Origin of the sequence: Flavobacterium tistrianum, from assembly GCF_003254545.1 — a bacterium.
Taxonomy (GTDB): domain Bacteria; phylum Bacteroidota; class Bacteroidia; order Flavobacteriales; family Flavobacteriaceae; genus Flavobacterium; species Flavobacterium tistrianum.
Window position 1 is genome coordinate 44861 of record NZ_QJRH01000062.1, and the last position, 20381, is coordinate 65241.

The following is a 20381-nucleotide window of genomic DNA, read 5'->3' on the forward strand; positions in this document are numbered from 1 at the left end:
AAAAGAGTTAATTCTATGAAATCATAAAACTAACTCTTTTTATTTATTTATTAAAACTTATTTTTTCAACCAGTTATTAGCAAAAGTACAGTCTTTATACTCTCCAATAATTTTAATATAAGTATCTTTAATTTTAGCATCAAACCATTTTGCGATGGCATTAATCTGCTTTTCTTTTAATGCTAATTCTTTAATTTTAGTATAATCTTTAGCATAATCTGCAGTGTGCTCGTCAATTCTGTTTGTAACTGTAATTAACTTATATGTTTTTTTACCCTTATCATCTGTATTTAAAAGTGGTTGAGAAACTTCATCTCCTTTTAAATTTGAAACTTGGCTATACAAAGTTGGATCCATTTTAGTTAACTCAAAACGAGTATCTTGCGTCGTAGGGTTTACCAATGTTCCACCATTTGTTCTAGTTTCCTTTTCATCAGATTCTGTTCTTGCAGCTTCTGCAAAAGTTACTTCTTTATTAACAATTTTATTTCTGATAGTCGTAATTCTTTCTTTAGCTTCTTTTAGAGCTGCTTCTGAAACTGTTGGAGCAATCAAAATATGACGCAACTCAACTTCCTGTCCTTTAATTTTTTCTACCATAATAATATGATATCCAAAAGTTGTTTCAAATGGTTGCGAAATTTCTCCCGCTTGCAAACTAAAAGCGACATCCTTAAACTCTTTTACAAAAGGAGTTTTTCTTGTCATTTTGTAATATCCTCCATTTGGTGATGATCCCGGATCTTGAGAGTACAAAACGGCTTTTGTTGCAAAGCTAGAACCTTCAAGAACATCTTGTCTTATAGCGTTTAATCTATCAATTACTTTTTGTTTGTCTTCTTTAGAAATTTTAGGCTCAACCACAATTTGTGCTACTTCCATTTCAGCTCCAAAAGTCGGCAATTCATCTTTCGGAATTTTCTTAAAGAAATTACGAACCTCTTCTGGAGTAATCTCAACATCTTTAACGATCTTATCCCTCATCTCCGAAGCCAATTTTTGCTCCTTTAAGATGTCTGCAAAATACGTTTTAAATTCTTCTACAGAGCCTTTTTTATAATACTCAACTACTTTATTGATATCTCCAACTTGCTGTGTCATGTAGTTTAGACGCTCTTCCATCATGCTTCTAACTTCGGCATCACTCACAATAATACTATCTTGAATGGCTTGGTGAGCATATAATTTGTCTTCTAAAAGTTTACCAAGCATCTGGCATCTTGTAATATCTTTTATAGATCCGCCTTGTGCCGTAATTTCTAAAAATCCTTTATCAATATCAGAATCTAAAACAATATAATCTCCTACTGTCGCAATAATCCCATCAATTTTCAATTTTCCGCCAGAAGGAGTTTCTATTGGTTTTTGAGCAACAACATCAGGAATAACTTCTTGCGCTGTAATTATTGGAGTTAAAAAAAGAAAAAAACAAATTGTTAGTGCAAACTTGAAATCAATTGTTTTTAGCTGTAATTTTTTTAATAACATTATTTTAATTTTTATTTGAATGTAAAGCCTGTTTTAGATAATCCTTCTAAAATTATTGATGTTGAACTTAAACATAAATAATTAAAGTATAGTTCATTCGTAACTTATAACGAACAAAAATAACAATTCAATTACATAATCCAACTATCCGATATACTATTAACAAAAAATTATAGGATAGTTCTATAGCAGTATATCAAATCGGTTATTTCAATTTTCTCAATAGAAAGAAAAGCATCTTTATAAATCCTTCTAAAATTTGAATTTTAATAGCAAATAAACGCTTAATTATAAGCGCTCTAAAAAAAGTTCTCAACACTACAACGTTTTCGTGAAGAGTTGTTTTCTTACAAATTAAAATTAAATCAAAAATCATTTACTTTAGATGCGTAATTATCATTTTAGAGGATGAAAAATTAGCATTTTATACTTTTTAAAGCCCTAAAATTAAATAATTACAAACTCACTATTTAACTTAACCACATCTATTATGAAAAAACCTATTTTAAAACTATGTCTTATTACGGCATTTTCAGCGCTACTTTATTCGTGCTCACAAAATGAAATTAGTGAATCAGATTCCAAAGCAGAAAGCAAACAATTTAAGATTATTGATGTTACGCATCATGACGGAAAACCTTTTAGCACTGGTACTTCTAGTTCTACAACAGGAAAATATGTAGACAATCCAGGAGGCGGTGTTATGATGCAGGCTTTCTATTGGGATGTTCCTGCAGGGGGAACTTGGTGGAATACCGTAAGTAGTAAAGTTACAGCATGGGGCAACGCTGGGATTGGTTCTATTTGGCTTCCGCCTGCTTCAAAAGCACAAAACGGAGCTTTTTCTATGGGATATGATCCAACAGATTACTTTGATTTTGGAGATTACAATCAGAACGGAAGCATTGAAACCAGATTTGGATCAAAAACTGAATTAGTAAATTTAATTACGGCTGCTCACAACGAAAATATCAAAGTTTACGCAGATATCGTAATCAACCATAACAGTGGCGGGCAATCTGAAGCAAATCCGTTTACAGGAACAAATACGTGGACAAATTTTACAGGAGTTGCTTCTGGTAAATTTCCGCGTAACTATAATGATTTTTATAAAAACAGTTACGGAAACAATGACGAAGGATCTTTTGGAGGCTTTCCAGATTTATGCCACGCTGCACCAAATGTTCAAAACTGGTTGTGGCTGAGAACCGACGGAGTTGGTAAATATTATAAAAACACTATGAAATTTGATGGCTGGAGATTTGACTACGTAAAAGGTTTTGGTGCTTGGGTTGTGAATTCATGGAATGCTAATGTTGGTGGATTTTCTGTTGGAGAATTATGGGATTCGAATGTAAACGTCTTGAATGATTGGGCAAATGCTGCCAACAGTTCTGTTTTTGATTTTGCCTGCTATTACAAGATGAATGATGCTTTTGACGGAAACAATCTTGCTCTTTTGAATGATGATATGATGTGGAAACGCAATCCATACAAAGCCGTAACTTTTGTGACCAATCATGATACCGATGAAATCTGGAGCAAAATGTTAGCTTACTCTTATATATTAACTCATGAAGGTTATCCAACAATTTTCTACAGAGATTATGAAGAATGGCTGGACAAAAACAAACTTAATAATCTGATTTGGATTCACAATAATAAAGCAACGGGAACGACTTCTATTTTATATTCTGATAATGACGAATATGTGGCAAGAAGAAACGGTTATAACGGAAATCCTGGATTAGTAGTTTACATCAATAACTCAGATGTTTGGCAAGAAAGATGGATTCAGACGAATTGGGCTAATACTCAAATTAAAGATTTCACAGGAAACTCATCTTGGTACCCAACTACTCAGGCAGACAAATGGGTAAAAATACAATGTCCTCCAAAAGGATATTCAATTTGGTCAATTAATCAGTAATTTTAAAAATGACTATTTAAGGCTGTTGCAAAACAGCCTTATTTTTTTCTTTAAAATCCATTTAGAAATAAAGACTTCCAAATTTACGAACTGAATATTTTTATAAAGCCGTATTTAATAGTACTTTTGCAACCTATTTATACGAAATATGAGCTTTTTAAAAGAAATACAACGCAGAAGAACATTTGGAATTATCTCGCACCCTGATGCCGGTAAAACAACTTTAACTGAAAAATTATTGTTGTTTGGAGGTGCTATTCAGGAAGCAGGAGCTGTAAAAAACAATAAAATTAAAAAAGGAGCAACGAGTGACTTTATGGAAATCGAGCGTCAGAGAGGTATCTCGGTTTCGACTTCTGTGCTTGCTTTTAATTATAAAGACAAAAAAATCAATATCCTTGATACTCCTGGACACAAGGATTTTGCCGAAGACACCTTTAGAACTTTAACCGCAGTTGATAGCGTAATTGTTGTAATTGACGTTGCAAAAGGAGTTGAGGAACAAACAGAAAAACTGGTTGCTGTTTGCAGAATGCGTAACATTCCGATGATTGTTTTCATCAACAAATTAGACCGTGAAGGTAAAGATGCTTTCGATCTAATGGATGAGGTAGAACAAAAATTAGGATTGAAAGTTACACCACTAAGTTTCCCAATCGGAATGGGTTATGATTTCCAAGGAATTTACAATTTATGGGAAGAAAACATTAACCTTTTCAGCGGAGACAGCCGTAAAAATATTGAAGAAACCATTGCTTTTTCTGATGTTCAAAACAATCCAGAACTAGATAAAATTGTGGGAGAAAAAGCAGCTAACAAACTTCGTGAAGAGTTAGAGTTGATTGATGAGGTTTACCCAAAATTTGAGCGCCAAGATTATTTGGATGGAAAAATCCAGCCAGTATTCTTTGGTTCTGCTTTGAATAACTTTGGAGTTCGCGAATTGTTAGATTGTTTCATCACAATTGCTCCGTCTCCAAGAGCAAAAGATTCTGAAACTCGTACAGTTGAGCCTACAGAAGAAAAAATGTCTGGATTTGTTTTCAAAATCCACGCCAATATGGATCCAAAACACCGCGACCGTTTAGCATTTATCAAAATCGTTTCTGGAACTTTCGAAAGAAATAAACCTTACTACCATGTTCGCCAAAAGAAAAATCTAAAATTCTCTAGTCCAAATGCCTTCTTTGCTGAGAAAAAAGAAATCGTAGACATTTCTTATCCTGGCGATATTGTTGGTTTACACGATACTGGAAACTTTAAAATTGGAGATACTTTAACAGAAGGAGAAATCATGAGCTTTAAAGGAATTCCGAGTTTCTCTCCAGAGCACTTTAGATATATTAACAACGCCGATCCGATGAAAGCTAAGCAATTGGAAAAAGGAGTTGATCAGTTAATGGACGAAGGTGTTGCTCAGTTGTTTACTTTAGAAATGAACAACCGTAAAGTTATTGGAACTGTTGGAGCGCTTCAGTATGAGGTAATTCAATATCGTTTGGAGCACGAATACGGTGCTAAATGTACATATGAAAACTTCCCTGTTCATAAAGCTTGCTGGGTAAAACCAGACGATGCTAAAAATGAAGAATTCAAAGAATTTAAACGTATCAAACAAAAATTCTTGGCTCATGATAAATACGGACAATTAGTATTCTTAGCAGATTCTGATTTTACCATTCAAATGACCCAAAGTAAATATCCAACTGTGAAATTGTACTTTACATCTGAGTTCGATTAATAATTCACTTTAGATTAAAACATAAAAGGCTGTCGATTTTATTTAGACAGCCTTTTCAATTTACATTCCCCAATATGTAAATTTGATGATCAGCGGGTATAATTAATACCTAAGCCACCTGCTATATAGATTCTAGTAAGTTCATCAGCTGAAATAATTATATTTTGCTGTAATACATTATCTTTCACTGAACTCCTATTAAAAGGAATTGTTTTAGAAAGATAATAATCATTGGCCGTGATTGTGACTTCAAATGCTTTAGAATCCTTCGCAATTAATATCGGAATTAAAAACTCCCCTGTTCTTGAACTCATTTTTATATTACTCTTTGAGCCATTAATAGCAATAGCTAGATTTTGATATATTTTTTTATCGAAAGGTTTATTTGTTTTGGCATCAAGTAATTTTCCTTTTATAAAAATTGATTGTTCTTCTGTATTTTGAACGTAAGCAACTTTTCCAACTGTATAATGTACTGGCTCTGGAGCCCTAATCTCACTTTCAGTTGTGTTTTTTTCTTGTGCGGTTACATTTGATACTAGCAAAATTGACGCCGCCACGGCTGCATATTTTAAGTTATTGATTTTTGATGTTTCATTAAAGTGAAATTCTTCTGCCAACTGAGTTGTTTTTAATCTGGCACAAATCGATTGATCTTTATTTTCAGCAATGAATTTAGCAACTTCAGAATTCGTCTTTTTACTTAAATCAATTACATTTTTCATGCAGGAATTACAAAATGAACCTCTTTCATTTGGAATCATTTTATCAAAGTTTTCAGAACAAGGAGTCGCTATCTCTAAGGTGAATTTCTTTTTCATGATGTATCTTTTTAAGTTAAAATCTTTCACAGACTATTTTACTTATATAGAGTACATTTTGCATCGAAAGGTTGGGAAGAAGAATAAAAAAAATCAGAATAAAAAAAGCGCTAATTTTAAATTAGCGCTTTTTTATAATTTGAATTAAATTAACCTTTACTAAGTCATTATATTTCAAAATTCAATCTTTTTTAGGCAACACCAAGTTAATGATACATTTAGCTAAAAAGAAACTTTATCGACTAAAGTAAATTAAATCCGATAAACTACATTTTTTCATTAGCCAAAAAAAGCCCCTTAAAAAGGGGCTTTAAAATTTATGCTTGTCCTGCTGGACCAAAATTAAGCGGAATTGGTGCTTGCTCCGTTTCTTTGATTTCGCCGTGAGCGGCTTCAAATCGATGGATATTTTCTCCTATTGCTCTCAATAATCTTTTAGCATGTTGTGGTGTCAAGACAATTCTTGACTTTACCTTGGCTTTAGGAATACCTGGCATAATACTCACAAAATCTAAAACAAACTCAGACGATGAGTGATTAATAATTGCTAGATTAGAATAAATTCCTTCTGCAATAGTTTCGTCTAACTCAATGTTAATTTGCTCTTGTTGTTGTTTCGGATTACTCATAGTTTCCTAATTAATAAATGTATTCTTCTTTATTAGCCATCATTTCGTTGTAATCGTCTTTAGATCCTACGATTGTGTTATCGTATTCTCTCATACCAGTTCCCGCAGGAATTCTGTGTCCAACAATTACATTTTCTTTTAATCCTTCTAGATCATCTACTTTACCAGCTACTGCAGCTTCGTTAAGTACTTTCGTTGTCTCCTGGAATGAAGCCGCAGAAATGAATGATTTAGTTTGTAACGAAGCTCTTGTAATACCTTGTAGAACTGGCGTTGCAGTTGCAGTGATTACATCTCTTGCTACAACAAGATTTTTATCTGTACGTTTCAATAATGAATTTTCATCACGTAATTCACGAGGTGTAATGATTTGACCTGGTTTCAATACTGAAGAATCTCCAGCATCTTCAACCACTTTCATACCATATAATTTATCATTTTGAAGAATAAAGTCTTTAGTGTGGATTAATTGATCTTCTAAGAATAGAGTATCTCCTGGATCTTCAACTTTAACTTTACGCATCATTTGACGAATTACAACCTCAAAGTGTTTGTCATTGATTTTTACCCCTTGTAAACGGTAAACCTCTTGGATTTCATTTACCAAGTACTGTTGAACAGCAGCTGGACCTTGAATTCTTAAGATATCATCTGGCGTAATTGCACCATCAGACAATGGAACTCCCGCTCTTACGAAGTCATTTTCTTGTACTAAGATTTGGCTTGAAAGTTTCACTAGATACTTTTTAACCTCACCAAATTTAGATTCGATAACAATCTCACGGTTACCTCTCTTAATTTTACCGAATGATACAACACCATCAATTTCAGATACAACTGCTGGGTTTGAAGGGTTACGAGCCTCTAGAAGCTCAGTAATTCTTGGTAAACCTCCCGTGATATCGCCCGCTTTAGAAGAACGACGAGGGATTTTTACTAATACTTTACCTGCTTTAATTTTCTCACCATTCTCAACCATTAAGTGTGCACCTACTGGTAAGTTGTATGAACGAATCAATTCACCTTCTTTACCATAAACTAATAAAGTTGGGATTAATTTTTTGTTTCTAGCCTCAGAAATTACTTTTTCTTGGAAACCAGTCTGCTCATCGATTTCGACCATATATGATTGTCCTTGTTCTAAATCTTCGTAAGCAATCTTACCAGTAAATTCAGAAACAATTACACCGTTATATGGATCCCACTTACATATTACAGTTCCTTTAGTAACTACATCTCCATCATTTACAAAAATACTAGATCCGTAAGGAATGTTATGTGTATTTAAAACAATTCCGGTTCCTTCGTCAATTAATTTCAACTCTGTAGAACGTGATACAACGATATCAACTTCGTTACCTTCACTATCTTCACCTTTAACTGTTTTTAAATCTTCAATTTCAAGTCTACCGTTGAATCTTGTAATAATACTAGACTCTTCAGAGATACCTCCAGCAACCCCTCCAACGTGGAACGTACGAAGTGTTAACTGTGTACCTGGCTCTCCAATAGACTGAGCTGCAATAACTCCGACAGCTTCACCTCTTTGTGTCATCTTACCAGTAGCTAAGTTTCTACCATAACATTTCGCACAAATACCTTTTAAAGCTTCACAAGTTAATGGAGATCTAACTTCTACTTTCTCAATTGGAGAAGCTTCGATAGTTCTCATAATTGATTCCGTAATTTGCTCTCCAGATTTAACCATTACTTCGTTAGTAAGAGGATTGATAACGTCTTGCAATGCAACACGTCCTAAAATTCTCTCTCCTAAAGATTCAACGATTTCCTCATTTTTCTTCAAAGCAGCAACTTCAACACCTCTTAAAGTTCCACAATCCTCGATGTTAACAATAACATCCTGAGAAACGTCGTGAAGCCTTCTTGTTAAGTAACCAGCATCGGCTGTTTTAAGAGCCGTATCCGCAAGACCTTTACGAGCACCGTGAGTAGAAATGAAGTACTCAAGGATCGAAAGACCTTCCTTAAAGTTAGAAAGAATCGGGTTTTCAATAATCTCACCACCACCAGCAGTAGATTTTTTAGGCTTAGCCATCAAACCACGCATACCAGTTAACTGACGAATCTGCTCCTTAGAACCCCTCGCCCCAGAGTCAAGCATCATATATACAGAGTTGAAACCTTGTTGGTCTTCTCTAATATTTTTCATTGCTAACTCTGTTAACTGAGCATTTGCTGAAGTCCATACGTCAATAACTTGGTTGTAACGCTCGTTATTTGTGATAAGACCCATGTTATAGTTAGTTGAGATACCTTCAACTTGCTCTCTAGCATCTGCAATTAACTTCGTTTTTTGTTCTGGAATTCTAATATCACCTAAAGAGAATGATAAACCTCCTCTAAATGCGAATTTATACCCCATATCTTTCATATTATCCAAGAAAGCTGCCGTTGTTGGTACATCAGTCACACTTAAAATGTGTCCGATAATATCTCTAAGGTTTTTCTTAGTCAATACGTCGTTGATATATCCAGCTGCTTCAGGTACTACTTCGTTAAATAATACACGTCCTGCAGTTGTTTGGATGATTTTGTACACTAATTCTCCAGCATCATTAAAATCTTTTGCACGGATTTTCACACGAGCATTCAATTCTAATCTTCCTTCGTTTAATGCAATGTTTACTTCTTCAGCAGAATAGAAAGTTAAATCCTGACCGATAATTTTGTGATCTTCTGTTGAGATACGTTCTTTGGTCATATAATATAGACCCAAGACCATGTCCTGAGAAGGTACAGTAATTGGAGCACCATTTGCAGGGTTCAAGATATTGTGAGAAGCCAACATTAATAATTGAGCCTCTAAAATAGCTTCTGGTCCTAATGGTAAGTGAACCGCCATCTGGTCACCATCGAAATCGGCGTTGAATGCCGTACATACTAATGGGTGCAACTGGATCGCTTTTCCTTCAATTAATTTTGGTTGGAATGCTTGAATACCAAGTCTGTGCAAAGTAGGAGCACGGTTCAGTAATACTGGGTGTCCTTTAATTACGTTTTCAAGGATATCCCAAACTACAGGCTCTTTCTTATCAATGATTTTCTTAGCAGATTTTACTGTTTTTACAATACCTCTTTCGATCAACTTACGAATAACGAATGGTTTGTATAACTCAGAAGCCATATCTTTTGGCAATCCGCACTCATATAATTTCAACTCTGGACCAACAACAATTACCGAACGAGCAGAATAATCCACACGTTTTCCTAAAAGGTTTTGACGGAAACGTCCTTGTTTACCTTTTAATGAGTCAGATAATGATTTTAATGGTCTGTTTGATTCTGTTTTAACAGCAGAAGCTTTACGTGTGTTATCAAATAATGAATCTACAGATTCTTGTAACATACGTTTCTCGTTTCTTAAGATAACCTCAGGAGCTTTAATCTCCATTAATCTTTTCAAACGGTTGTTACGGATTATTACACGACGATATAAATCGTTCAAATCTGAAGTTGCAAAACGACCTCCATCAAGTGGCACAAGCGGACGTAATTCTGGTGGAATAACTGGAACCACTTTCATGATCATCCATTCTGGACGGTTTTCGCGGTTTTCGTTAGACTCACGGAAAGATTCAACAACTTGTAATCTTTTTAAAGCCTCAGTTTTTCTTTGTTTAGAAGTCTCGTTGTTAGCACTGTGTCTTAATTCATAAGATAAAGCATCTAGGTCAATACGAGCTAATAAATCCATAATACACTCTGCCCCCATTTTGGCAACAAATTTATTAGGATCTAAATCGTCTAAATATTGGTTTTCTTGCGGAAGAGTATCTAAAATGTTTAAGTATTCTTCTTCAGTTAAGAAATCTAATCTTTGTAATGATTCTCCATCTGCATTTTTAGCAATACCTGGCTGAATTACTACGTATCTTTCGTAGTAAATGATCATATCTAATTTCTTAGATGGAAGACCAAGGATATAACCAATTTTGTTTGGAAGAGAACGGAAGTACCAGATGTGAGCAATTGGCACAACAAGGTTGATGTGTCCTACTCTATCACGACGCACTTTTTTCTCCGTAACTTCAACACCACAACGGTCACAGATGATACCTTTGTAACGAATTCTTTTATACTTACCACAAGCACACTCGAAATCTTTTACTGGTCCAAAGATTCTTTCGCAGAAAAGTCCGTCACGCTCTGGTTTGTGAGTTCTATAGTTGATTGTTTCTGGCTTTAAAACCTCTCCTCTTGATTCTTTCAAGATAGATTCTGGTGAAGCCAATCCAATAGAGATTTTGTTAAATCTTTTTACTGGATTTTTGTCTTTATTGTTTCTGTTATTCATCATAGTTTTTACTATTGATTTATTTTGCAATTAAAAAATTGAATTTAGATTTATAATCTACTCTTTAAAAATAAAGAGTTAATCATTCAGCTACTACCTCGGGTTACTTCTCTAAACCTCAAAACTGAATTTTGAAGTGCTAGTTATAAAATGCCTCGCATTATTATAAAAAATCGGAACGGTTTACGGGTATAAATCTTTAAAAACTTATTATAAATACGAATATAGAGACGCGATTAATCGCGTCTCTACATTTTTTATTATTATTCTTCCAAACGAAGATCTAATCCTAGACCTTTCAATTCGTGCATTAATACATTGAATGATTCTGGTAAACCTGGTTCTGGCATAGTTTCCCCCTTAACGATAGCCTCGTAAGTTTTAGCTCTACCAATAACGTCATCAGACTTAACAGTTAGGATCTCACGTAGAGTACTAGAAGCTCCATAAGCCTCAAGTGCCCAAACCTCCATCTCTCCAAAACGCTGACCTCCAAATTGAGCCTTACCTCCAAGTGGCTGTTGCGTAATCAATGAGTATGGTCCGATAGAACGTGCGTGCATCTTATCATCAACCATGTGTCCTAATTTAAGCATGTAAATTACACCCACAGTCGCTTTTTGTGCAAAACGCTCTCCAGTACCACCATCAAATAGGTAAGTATGTCCAAAACGTGGTACTCCAGCCTCATCAGTCAAAGCGTTGATCTCATCAAGAGAAGCTCCGTCAAAAATTGGAGTAGCAAATTTTCTACCCAAGTTCATACCAGCCCATCCTAATACAGTTTCATAAATCTGACCAATGTTCATACGTGAAGGTACCCCAAGTGGATTCAATACGATATCTACTGGTGTTCCATCTTCTAAGAATGGCATATCTTCATGACGAACGATTCTAGCAACAATACCTTTGTTACCGTGACGTCCCGCCATTTTATCACCCACTTTTAACTTACGTTTTTTAGCGATGTAGATTTTAGCCAATTTCAAGATTCCAGATGGTAATTCATCTCCAACTGTAATAGTGAATTTCTCTCTTCTTAAAGCTCCTTGTAAGTCATTCAGCTTAATTTTATAGTTATGAATTAAATCATTAACCATTTTATTAGTAGCGTCATCAGCAACCCACTGACCTTTGCTTAAGTGAGCAAAATCCTCTACTGCGTAAAGCATTTTTTGAGTATATTTTTTACCTTTTGGTAAAACTTCTTCACCCAAATCATTCATTACACCTTGAGATGTTTTTCCGTTAACGATCAAGAATAATTTCTCAACCAATCTGTCTTTTAATTCAACAAATTTAGTTTCGAACTCCATTTCTAAAGCGCCTAAAGCATCTTTATCCTGAGTACGTTTACGTTTATCTTTTACGGCTCTTGCAAATAATTTTTTGTCAAGAACTACACCATGTAAAGATGGAGAAGCTTTTAATGAAGCATCTTTTACATCACCAGCTTTATCTCCGAAGATTGCACGAAGCAATTTCTCCTCTGGAGTTGGATCTGACTCTCCTTTTGGTGTAATTTTTCCGATCAAAATGTCGCCAGGTTTAACCTCTGCTCCAATTCTGATCATACCGTTTTCATCTAAATCTTTAGTAGCTTCTTCAGAAACGTTAGGAATATCGTTTGTTAACTCTTCGTTTCCTAACTTAGTATCTCTAACCTCTAATGAATAATCATCAACGTGGATAGAAGTAAAAATATCATCGCGAACTACTTTCTCAGAAATTACAATCGCATCCTCGAAGTTATACCCTTTCCATGGCATGAACGCAACTTTTAAGTTTCTACCTAAAGCTAATTCTCCATTTTGAGTAGCATATCCTTCAGACAATACTTGTCCAGGAACAACTCTGTCACCTCTTCTTACGATTGGTTTCAAGTTGATACTTGTACCTTGATTGGTTTTTCTAAATTTAATTAAGTTGTACGTTTTCTCATCAGCATCAAAACTTACCATTCTCTCGTCTTCTGTACGATCGTATTTAATAGTAATGATGTTAGCATCTACGTATTCAACAGTACCATGCCCTTCAGCATTGATCAGTACTCTTGAGTCAGAAGCTACCTGACGCTCTAAACCTGTACCAACAATCGGTGCTTCAGGACGGATCAAAGGAACTGCCTGACGCATCATGTTTGATCCCATCAACGCACGGTTCGCATCATCATGCTCCAAGAAAGGAATCAAAGATGCAGAAATCGAAGCGATCTGGTTAGGAGCAACGTCTGTATAGTGTACTGAACTTGGCTCAACAACTGGGAAGTCACCCTCTTCACGAGCAATAACGTTACTAGCTGTAATTTTACCTGAAGCGTCCATATCAATGTTTGCCTGAGCAATCATTTTTCCTTCCTCTTCTTCAGCACTTAAATAGATTGGCGCGCTTTCTAAATCAACAACACCATCTGTTACTTTACGGTATGGAGTTTCGATGAATCCCATTCCGTTTACTTTTGCATAAACACCAAGAGATGAAATCAAACCAATGTTTGGTCCCTCAGGAGTTTCAATCGGACATAAACGACCATAGTGCGTGTAGTGAACGTCACGAACCTCGAAACCAGCTCTTTCTCTAGAAAGTCCACCAGGTCCAAGTGCAGAAAGTCTTCTTTTGTGTGTAATCTCAGCTAATGGATTCGTTTGATCCATAAATTGAGATAACTGGTTAGTACCAAAGAAAGAGTTGATAACTGATGATAATGTTTTAGCATTGATCAAATCAATTGGTGTAAACACCTCGTTATCTCTAACGTTCATTCTCTCACGAATAGTTCTAGCCATACGTGCTAAACCAACACCGAATTGTTGAGACAATTGTTCACCAACTGTTCTAACACGACGGTTTGATAAGTGGTCGATATCATCAATCTCTGCTTTAGAGTTGATCAACTCGATCAAATATTTAACGATTGTAATAATATCCTCTTTAGTAAGCACTTGCTTATCCATAGGGATATCTAAATCTAATTTTTTATTCATTCTGTAACGACCAACTTCACCTAAGTTATAACGTTGATCAGAGAAGAACAATTTATCTATAATACCACGAGCAGTTTCCTCATCAGGCGGTTCAGCGTTACGCAACTGACGGTAGATGTGCTCTACAGCTTCTTTTTCAGAGTTTGTAGGGTCTTTTTGTAACGTGTTGTGGATAATAGCATAATCTGCTTGGTTATTATCCTCTTTGTGTAACAAAATAGATTTTACATTAGAATCGATGATCTCTTCAACATTATCTTTGTCGATAATAGTATCACGATCAAGGATGATTTCGTTACGCTCGATAGAAACTACCTCTCCAGTATCCTCATCTACGAAATCCTCGTGCCATGTGTTCAGAACACGCGCAGCAAGTCTTCTTCCAATATATTTCTTAATTCCTGTTTTAGATACTTTAATTTCTTCAGCTAAGTCGAAAATTTCAAGGATATCCTTATCTCTTTCGAAACCGATAGCACGGAATAAAGTTGTTACAGGTAATTTTTTCTTTCTATCGATATACGCGTACATTACGCTGTTGATATCAGTAGAGAATTCTATCCAAGATCCTTTAAAAGGAATTACTCTCGCAGAATAAAGTTTAGTTCCATTTGCGTGGAATGACTGTCCAAAGAAAACCCCTGGAGAACGGTGTAATTGAGATACTACAACACGCTCGGCACCATTAATAACAAAAGTACCACTAGGAGTCATGTAAGGAATTGTTCCAAGATAAACATCTTGTACAATTGTTTCAAAATCTTCGTGTTCTGGATCTGTACAGTATAGTTTTAACCTAGCTTTTAAAGGCACACTATAAGTAAGACCTCTCTCTATACATTCTTGAATTGTATAACGTGGCGGATCAACAAAATAATCTAGGAATTCCAATACAAAGTTGTTTCTTGTATCTGTAATTGGGAAGTTTTCCATGAAGGTATTGTATAACCCTTCGTTGCCTCTTTCGTCAGATTTCGTTTCTAATTGAAAGAAATCTTTAAAAGATTTAACCTGAACATCTAAGAAATCTGGATAGTCAGGGATATTTTTTGTAGAGGCAAAATTCAATCTTTCAGTCTGATTTGTTATCATCAATGGACAAAATTTTGATTAAAAAAAAGTAATTTATTTTTGTGTAAATACACACTGTTTAATCTATACTTTCTTATTATAATCAATACATCTTTAAAAATTAGTTCTATAAATTAAGTCTAATTTTCTTTCTTCGTATTGATCAAAAACTTTTTCGTATTTTAAACTATGGGATAATAAAATTGATATATTTTATTATACGAAAAATGGTTTAGGCCTTTGAGTGTTAACTCAAGACCTAAACCTAGTTCTTAAACTGAGTTTAATTATTTAAGCTCAACAGTAGCTCCAGCCTCTTCTAAAGATTTTTTAAGACCTTCAGCCTCTTCTTTAGAAACACCTTCTTTAACGTTGCTTGGTGCACCGTCAACTACGTCTTTAGCTTCTTTAAGACCTAAACCAGTTAATTCTTTAACTAATTTTACAACAGCTAATTTAGAAGCTCCTGCATCTTTCAATACAACTGTAAATTCAGTTTGTGCTTCTTCAGCAGCACCGTCTCCTCCACCAGCAGCAACTACTACAGCAGCAGCAGCAGGCTCGATTCCGTACTCATCTTTTAATATTGTTGCTAATTCGTTAACTTCTTTAACTGTTAAGTTAACTAATTGTTCTGCGAATTGTTTCAAATCTGCCATTTTTTCTATCGTTTAAAATGATTTGTGTAAAAATATAATTTAATTATTGTGCGCTAATTAAGCAGCAAGGAAGCAAGCTCCCTTACATTTATTACTCTGCTCCTTCTTCGCTTCCAGCGAATTTGTTTTGTAAAGCAGAAATAATTCTTTGAGCTGGAGATTGTAATAATCCAATGATTTCTCCAATAAGCTCTTCTTTAGATTTAATTGTAGCTAATGCATCTAATTGGTTATCCCCAATATATACTTCAGAATTGATGTAAGCTCCTTTTAAAACTGGTTTATCAGATTTCTTACGGAAATCTTTGATAATTTTTCCAGGTGCGTTAGCAACATCAGAAATAAAGATAGCACTGTTACCTGATAAAACTGTAGGTAAATCACCATAATCATTATCAGAAGCTTCCATTGCTTTTGCAAGCAAAGTGTTCTTTACAACTTCTAATTTGATACCTGCTTTGAAACAAGCTCTACGTAAGTTTGAAGTTGTCTCTGCGTTTAAACCAGAAATATCAGAAATGTAAATGATATTTGTACCAGCTAACTGCGCAGTTAAATTTTCAATCGCGATTGATTTTTCTTCTCTAGTCATACTAAAAATTTTTAACTACCAATTATACTGCTTTTGGGTCTAATGCGATAGCAGGACTCATTGTGCTTGTAAGGTGAATACCTTTGATGTATGTACCTTTAGCAGCAGTTGGTTTAAGTTTTATTAATGTTTGAATAATTTCGTGCGCGTTCTCAACGATTTGCTCAGCTCCAAAAGAAACTTTACCAATACCAGCGTGAACGATACCGGTTTTATCAACTTTAAAGTCAATTTTACCAGCTTTAACTTCTTGAACAGCTTTAGCAACATCCATAGTTACTGTACCTGTTTTAGGGTTTGGCATTAAACCTCTAGGTCCTAAAATACGACCTAATGGACCTAATTTACCCATAACAGCAGGCATAGTAATGATCACATCAACATCTGTCCAACCGTCTTTAATTTTTTGTAAATAATCGTCAAGACCAACGTGATCTGCTCCAGCTTCTCTAGCTTCCGCTTCTTTATCTGGAGTAACCAATGCTAATACTTTAACGTCTTTTCCAGTTCCGTGAGGTAAAGTAACTACACCTCTAACCATTTGATTCGCTTTTCTTGGATCAACACCCAAACGAACTGCGATATCAACAGACTCATCAAATTTTGCAGAAGCAACAACTTTAATTAATGCAGCAGCATCTTTTAAAGAGTATAATTTGTTCTTTTCAATTTTTGAAGCAGCCTCTTTTTGCTTTTTTGTTAATTTTGCCATTTCTTTTTCTTAATTAAAAAGGAGCATCTCCTGATACAGTTATACCCATAGATCTAGCTGTTCCAGCAACCATACTCATAGCTTTCTCAATTGTGAAAGCGTTTAAGTCTGGCATTTTGTCTTCAGCAATAGTTCTAATTTGTTCCCAAGTAACGCTAGCTACTTTTTTACGATTAGGCTCACCAGAACCAGATTTTAGCTTTGCAGCTTCCATTAACTGAACCGCTGCTGGAGGAGTCTTAACAACAAAATCAAATGATTTGTCTTTGTACACAGTGATTTGCACTGGACAAATTTTGCCAGGTTTATCTTGAGTTCTAGCATTAAATTGCTTACAAAACTCCATGATGTTAACCCCAGCAGCTCCTAAAGCAGGTCCAACCGGTGGCGACGGGTTCGCAGCACCTCCCTTAACTTGTAGTTTAACTACCTTACTAATTTCTTTAGCCATTTTTAAAAAATTTAACACTGTAATCAATGGAAGCGATTACAATGGTTTATTATAGTGTAACAAAAAATTATACTTTTTCTACTTGCATAAAGCTTAATTCTAATGGAGTTTTTCTTCCGAAAATTTTAACCATTACTTCAAGTTTACGCTTCTCTTCATTGATTTTCTCAACAGATCCATTAAATCCGTTGAAAGGTCCATCAATAACCTTAACCGTTTCACCAACACTAAATGGAATAGAACGAGTATCTGTATTTACGGCTAGTTCATCCACTTTACCTAACATACGGTTTACTTCTGAAAGTCTCAAAGGAACCGGCTCCCCGCCTTTAGTCTCTCCTAAAAATCCAATAACACTAGTAATAGACTTAATAATATGAGGAATCTCACCAACTAAGTTAGCTTCGATCATAACATATCCAGGAAAATATACTTTATCCTTAGATGATTTTTTCCCATCTTTTACAGTTACAACTTTTTCAGTTGGAACTAAAACCTGAGAAACATAATCCTCCATACCTAATCTCGCAATCTCAGTCTCGATATAAGCTTTCACTTTATTTTCTTGACCACTAACCGCTCTAACTACGTACCATTTTTTCACATTATTATCTGCCATCACAAAAAAATTATCCTTTTAACCAGTTAAAAAATCCAGCCAAAGCTTTTGCAAAAAATTCGTCTACTCCCCAAGTTGCCAAAGCGAATAAAATCGAAAATACAGCCACAACAATTGTTAATTTTTGTACTTCAGCCCAAGCTGGCCAAGTAACATTTGACTTTAACTCTTCGAAAGCCTCTGATAAATAATTAGTAACTTTTGTCATTTGATATATTTTTTATTGCACGGGCGGAGGGATTCGAACCCCCATCAACGGTTTTGGAGACCGCTATTCTACCCTTGAACTACGCCCGTAATTAAAGCCAGTGATTAAAAAATAATCACTGGCTTCTTATTTATTTTAATAGAATTACTCTACGATTTCAGTAACCTGACCAGCACCAACTGTTCTACCACCTTCACGGATAGCGAAACGTAAACCTACGTTCATAGCGATTGGGCTTAATAAAGCAACCTCAATAGTTAAGTTATCACCTGGCATTACCATCTCTACACCTGCTGGTAAAGAAATAACTCCTGTTACGTCAGTTGTACGTACGTAGAACTGTGGACGGTAGTTATTGTGGAATGGAGTGTGACGTCCACCTTCTTCTTTTTTCAAGATATAAACCTCAGCTTTGAATTTAGAGTGTGGTTTTACTGAACCTGGCTTAATGATAACCATACCTCTTTTGATATCAGCTTTATCAATACCTCTCAACAATAAACCTACGTTATCTCCAGCTTCACCTCTATCAAGGATTTTACGGAACATCTCAACTCCTGTAATAGTAGAAGTTAATTTTTCAGCTCCCATACCAATGATTTCAACAGGATCTCCAGTGTTAGCAACTCCAGTTTCGATACGACCTGTAGCAACAGTTCCACGACCTGTAATTGTAAATACGTCCTCAACTGGCATCAAGAATGGCTTAGCAACGTCACGTACTGGTTCTTCGATCCAGTTATCAACAGCTTCCATTAATTCGATAATTTTAGGTACCCAGTTTGGATCATTGTTTAATCCTCCTAAAGCAGAACCTTGAACTACAGGACCATTATCTCCATCATATTCGTAGAAAGATAATAAATCTCTAATTTCCATTTCAACAAGCTCTAACAACTCAGCATCATCAACCATATCCACTTTGTTCATGAAAACAACAATTCTTGGAATACCAACCTGACGTCCTAAAAGGATGTGCTCACGAGTTTGTGGCATTGGACCATCTGTAGCAGCAACTACTAAGATAGCTCCGTCCATTTGAGCAGCTCCAGTAACCATGTTCTTTACGTAATCCGCGTGACCTGGACAGTCAACGTGAGCGTAGTGACGGTTAGCTGTTTCATACTCTACGTGAGATGTATTGATAGTAATACCTCTTTCTTTCTCCTCTGGAGCGTTATCGATTTGATCAAACGATTTTGCTTGACAGTAACCAGCATCTGACAATACTTTTGTAATTGCAGCAGTTAATGTAGTTTTTCCGTGATCTACGTGTCCAATTGTACCTATGTTTAAGTGCGGTTTGGAACGATTAAAATTCTCCTTTGCCATTTTACTTAATTTTTAATCTTAGTTATATATTAATTTTCAATTTCCTACTTACTTGAGCCAATGTCGGGATTTGAACCCGAGACCTCTTCCTTACCAAGGAAGCACTCTACCCCTGAGCTACACCGGCAGAGAGTTCTGATTTTAGATTTCTGAATTTAGATTTCAGATCTTTAAAAACCTAAAATCCAAGATCTTAACCTCTATTTGTGGGGAGAGCAGGATTCGAACCTGCGAAGTTCACACAGCAGATTTACAGTCTGCCCTCGTTGGCCGCTTGAGTATCTCCCCTAATTTTAAAATCTCATTATTTTAAAGAACCAATTTCAAATCGCATTTGAAATTTATTGAGCCGATAGAGGGACTCGAACCCACGACCTGCTGATTACAAATCAGCTGCTCTAGCCAGCTGAGCTACATCGGCGAATACATTAAAAAAGTCCGCTATTTCTAACGGACTGCAAATGTAGCTATTTTATCTTTTAATCAAAACATTTTTTGAAAAAAATTTCAATTAAATGTGCGCTCTTATTTTTTCCTTCCTTTTTACAAGCAAACGTTCTAACGACTCTGCAGAAAGCTCAACCGCTTCTTCAAATGTTTTACACTGTTTTTTTACCAAAAAATCATCACCAGGAACATTAATCTTTATCTCCACCACCTTATTCTCTTTATCACTTGTTCTTTCTACTTTTAAAAAAACATCTGATGAAACCACACGATCGTAGTATTTCTCTAGCTTACCCATTCTTTCTTGGATAAAATCGACCAATTTTCTGTCGACAGTAAAATTAACTGCATGAACATCTACCTTCATAATAAAAATTTTAGG

The 20381-nt window shown here is 35.3% G+C and carries 15 protein-coding genes and 4 tRNA genes; 2 read left to right on the forward strand and 17 right to left on the reverse strand.

From position 1 onward, the window contains the following. Window positions 1-57: 57 nt before the first annotated feature. Window positions 58-1488: a peptidylprolyl isomerase gene (locus DMB71_RS04740; RefSeq protein WP_111364120.1), complete on the reverse strand. Its 1431-nt coding sequence runs from the start codon at window positions 1486-1488 to the stop codon at window positions 58-60. A 490-nt stretch (window positions 1489-1978) separates the two neighbouring features. Between DMB71_RS04740 and DMB71_RS04745 the strand changes: the two genes are divergently transcribed. After that, complete coding sequence (locus DMB71_RS04745; protein WP_111364122.1) at window positions 1979-3418, forward strand: alpha-amylase; 1440 nt, start codon at window positions 1979-1981, stop codon at window positions 3416-3418. Between the two features lie 148 nt (window positions 3419-3566). Continuing rightward, the gene (locus DMB71_RS04750; protein ID WP_091492772.1) at window positions 3567-5159 is read left to right on the forward strand and encodes a peptide chain release factor 3; all 1593 of its coding nucleotides are present in this window, start codon (window positions 3567-3569) and stop codon (window positions 5157-5159) included. 89 nt (window positions 5160-5248) lie between these two features. Here DMB71_RS04750 and DMB71_RS04755 read toward each other — a convergent pair whose 3' ends face one another. From DMB71_RS04755 to hpf, 16 genes are all read right to left on the reverse strand, one after another. Beyond that, window positions 5249-5980, reverse strand: a complete 732-nt coding sequence (locus DMB71_RS04755; RefSeq protein ID WP_111364124.1) for a hypothetical protein — start codon at window positions 5978-5980, stop codon at window positions 5249-5251. Window positions 5981-6297: 317 nt separating this feature from the next. Beyond that, window positions 6298-6609, reverse strand: a complete 312-nt coding sequence (locus DMB71_RS04760) for a DUF3467 domain-containing protein (RefSeq protein ID WP_012024017.1) — start codon at window positions 6607-6609, stop codon at window positions 6298-6300. Between the two features lie 10 nt (window positions 6610-6619). Continuing rightward, window positions 6620-10927, reverse strand: coding sequence for a DNA-directed RNA polymerase subunit beta' (rpoC, locus tag DMB71_RS04765; protein ID WP_111364126.1), 4308 nt, complete (start codon window positions 10925-10927; stop codon window positions 6620-6622). Between the two features lie 260 nt (window positions 10928-11187). After that, window positions 11188-15000: a DNA-directed RNA polymerase subunit beta gene (gene rpoB, locus DMB71_RS04770; RefSeq protein ID WP_111364128.1), complete on the reverse strand. Its 3813-nt coding sequence runs from the start codon at window positions 14998-15000 to the stop codon at window positions 11188-11190. A 266-nt stretch (window positions 15001-15266) separates the two neighbouring features. Continuing rightward, on the reverse strand, window positions 15267-15638 hold the full coding sequence (rplL, locus tag DMB71_RS04775) for a 50S ribosomal protein L7/L12 (protein WP_008466917.1): 372 nt from the start codon (window positions 15636-15638) through the stop codon (window positions 15267-15269). A 91-nt stretch (window positions 15639-15729) separates the two neighbouring features. After that, entirely contained in the window at window positions 15730-16230 is a 501-nt protein-coding gene (gene rplJ, locus DMB71_RS04780; RefSeq protein ID WP_111364129.1) for a 50S ribosomal protein L10, read from the reverse strand. A gap of 22 nt (window positions 16231-16252) precedes the next feature. Further along, window positions 16253-16942, reverse strand: coding sequence for a 50S ribosomal protein L1 (rplA, locus tag DMB71_RS04785; protein WP_008466920.1), 690 nt, complete (start codon window positions 16940-16942; stop codon window positions 16253-16255). Between the two features lie 13 nt (window positions 16943-16955). Further along, on the reverse strand, window positions 16956-17393 hold the full coding sequence (gene rplK / locus DMB71_RS04790; RefSeq protein ID WP_008466923.1) for a 50S ribosomal protein L11: 438 nt from the start codon (window positions 17391-17393) through the stop codon (window positions 16956-16958). Between the two features lie 67 nt (window positions 17394-17460). After that, window positions 17461-18012 (reverse strand): transcription termination/antitermination protein NusG, encoded by a 552-nt coding sequence (gene nusG, locus DMB71_RS04795; protein ID WP_008466925.1) that lies wholly within the window; start codon window positions 18010-18012, stop codon window positions 17461-17463. 10 nt (window positions 18013-18022) lie between these two features. Beyond that, the gene (gene secE / locus DMB71_RS04800; RefSeq protein WP_008466927.1) at window positions 18023-18220 is read right to left on the reverse strand and encodes a preprotein translocase subunit SecE; all 198 of its coding nucleotides are present in this window, start codon (window positions 18218-18220) and stop codon (window positions 18023-18025) included. Between the two features lie 18 nt (window positions 18221-18238). Next, window positions 18239-18309: transfer RNA gene (locus tag DMB71_RS04805), tRNA-Trp, on the reverse strand. A gap of 55 nt (window positions 18310-18364) precedes the next feature. Continuing rightward, complete coding sequence (gene tuf / locus DMB71_RS04810; RefSeq protein WP_111364131.1) at window positions 18365-19552, reverse strand: elongation factor Tu; 1188 nt, start codon at window positions 19550-19552, stop codon at window positions 18365-18367. 55 nt (window positions 19553-19607) lie between these two features. Beyond that, window positions 19608-19679: transfer RNA gene (locus DMB71_RS04815), tRNA-Thr, on the reverse strand. An 80-nt stretch (window positions 19680-19759) separates the two neighbouring features. Further along, a tRNA-Tyr gene (locus DMB71_RS04820) sits at window positions 19760-19840 on the reverse strand. 59 nt (window positions 19841-19899) lie between these two features. Further along, window positions 19900-19973, reverse strand: a tRNA-Thr gene (locus tag DMB71_RS04825). A gap of 90 nt (window positions 19974-20063) precedes the next feature. Next, window positions 20064-20366, reverse strand: coding sequence for a ribosome hibernation-promoting factor, HPF/YfiA family (gene hpf, locus DMB71_RS04830; RefSeq protein WP_008466930.1), 303 nt, complete (start codon window positions 20364-20366; stop codon window positions 20064-20066). Window positions 20367-20381: the final 15 nt, after the last annotated feature.

What these genes read in the sequence shown, in the direction of transcription:
- DMB71_RS04740 (WP_111364120.1), bottom strand. Translation starts at nt 1,488, where the DNA reads ATGTTATTAAAAAAATTACAGCTAAAAACAATTGATTTCAAGTTTGCA.
- DMB71_RS04745 (WP_111364122.1), top strand. Translation starts at nt 1,979, where the DNA reads ATGAAAAAACCTATTTTAAAACTATGTCTTATTACGGCATTTTCAGCG.
- DMB71_RS04750 (WP_091492772.1), top strand. Translation starts at nt 3,567, where the DNA reads ATGAGCTTTTTAAAAGAAATACAACGCAGAAGAACATTTGGAATTATC.
- DMB71_RS04755 (WP_111364124.1), bottom strand. Translation starts at nt 5,980, where the DNA reads ATGAAAAAGAAATTCACCTTAGAGATAGCGACTCCTTGTTCTGAAAAC.
- DMB71_RS04760 (WP_012024017.1), bottom strand. Translation starts at nt 6,609, where the DNA reads ATGAGTAATCCGAAACAACAACAAGAGCAAATTAACATTGAGTTAGAC.
- rpoC (WP_111364126.1), bottom strand. Translation starts at nt 10,927, where the DNA reads ATGATGAATAACAGAAACAATAAAGACAAAAATCCAGTAAAAAGATTT.
- rpoB (WP_111364128.1), bottom strand. Translation starts at nt 15,000, where the DNA reads ATGATAACAAATCAGACTGAAAGATTGAATTTTGCCTCTACAAAAAAT.
- rplL (WP_008466917.1), bottom strand. Translation starts at nt 15,638, where the DNA reads ATGGCAGATTTGAAACAATTCGCAGAACAATTAGTTAACTTAACAGTT.
- rplJ (WP_111364129.1), bottom strand. Translation starts at nt 16,230, where the DNA reads ATGACTAGAGAAGAAAAATCAATCGCGATTGAAAATTTAACTGCGCAG.
- rplA (WP_008466920.1), bottom strand. Translation starts at nt 16,942, where the DNA reads ATGGCAAAATTAACAAAAAAGCAAAAAGAGGCTGCTTCAAAAATTGAA.
- rplK (WP_008466923.1), bottom strand. Translation starts at nt 17,393, where the DNA reads ATGGCTAAAGAAATTAGTAAGGTAGTTAAACTACAAGTTAAGGGAGGT.
- nusG (WP_008466925.1), bottom strand. Translation starts at nt 18,012, where the DNA reads ATGGCAGATAATAATGTGAAAAAATGGTACGTAGTTAGAGCGGTTAGT.
- secE (WP_008466927.1), bottom strand. Translation starts at nt 18,220, where the DNA reads ATGACAAAAGTTACTAATTATTTATCAGAGGCTTTCGAAGAGTTAAAG.
- tuf (WP_111364131.1), bottom strand. Translation starts at nt 19,552, where the DNA reads ATGGCAAAGGAGAATTTTAATCGTTCCAAACCGCACTTAAACATAGGT.
- hpf (WP_008466930.1), bottom strand. Translation starts at nt 20,366, where the DNA reads ATGAAGGTAGATGTTCATGCAGTTAATTTTACTGTCGACAGAAAATTG.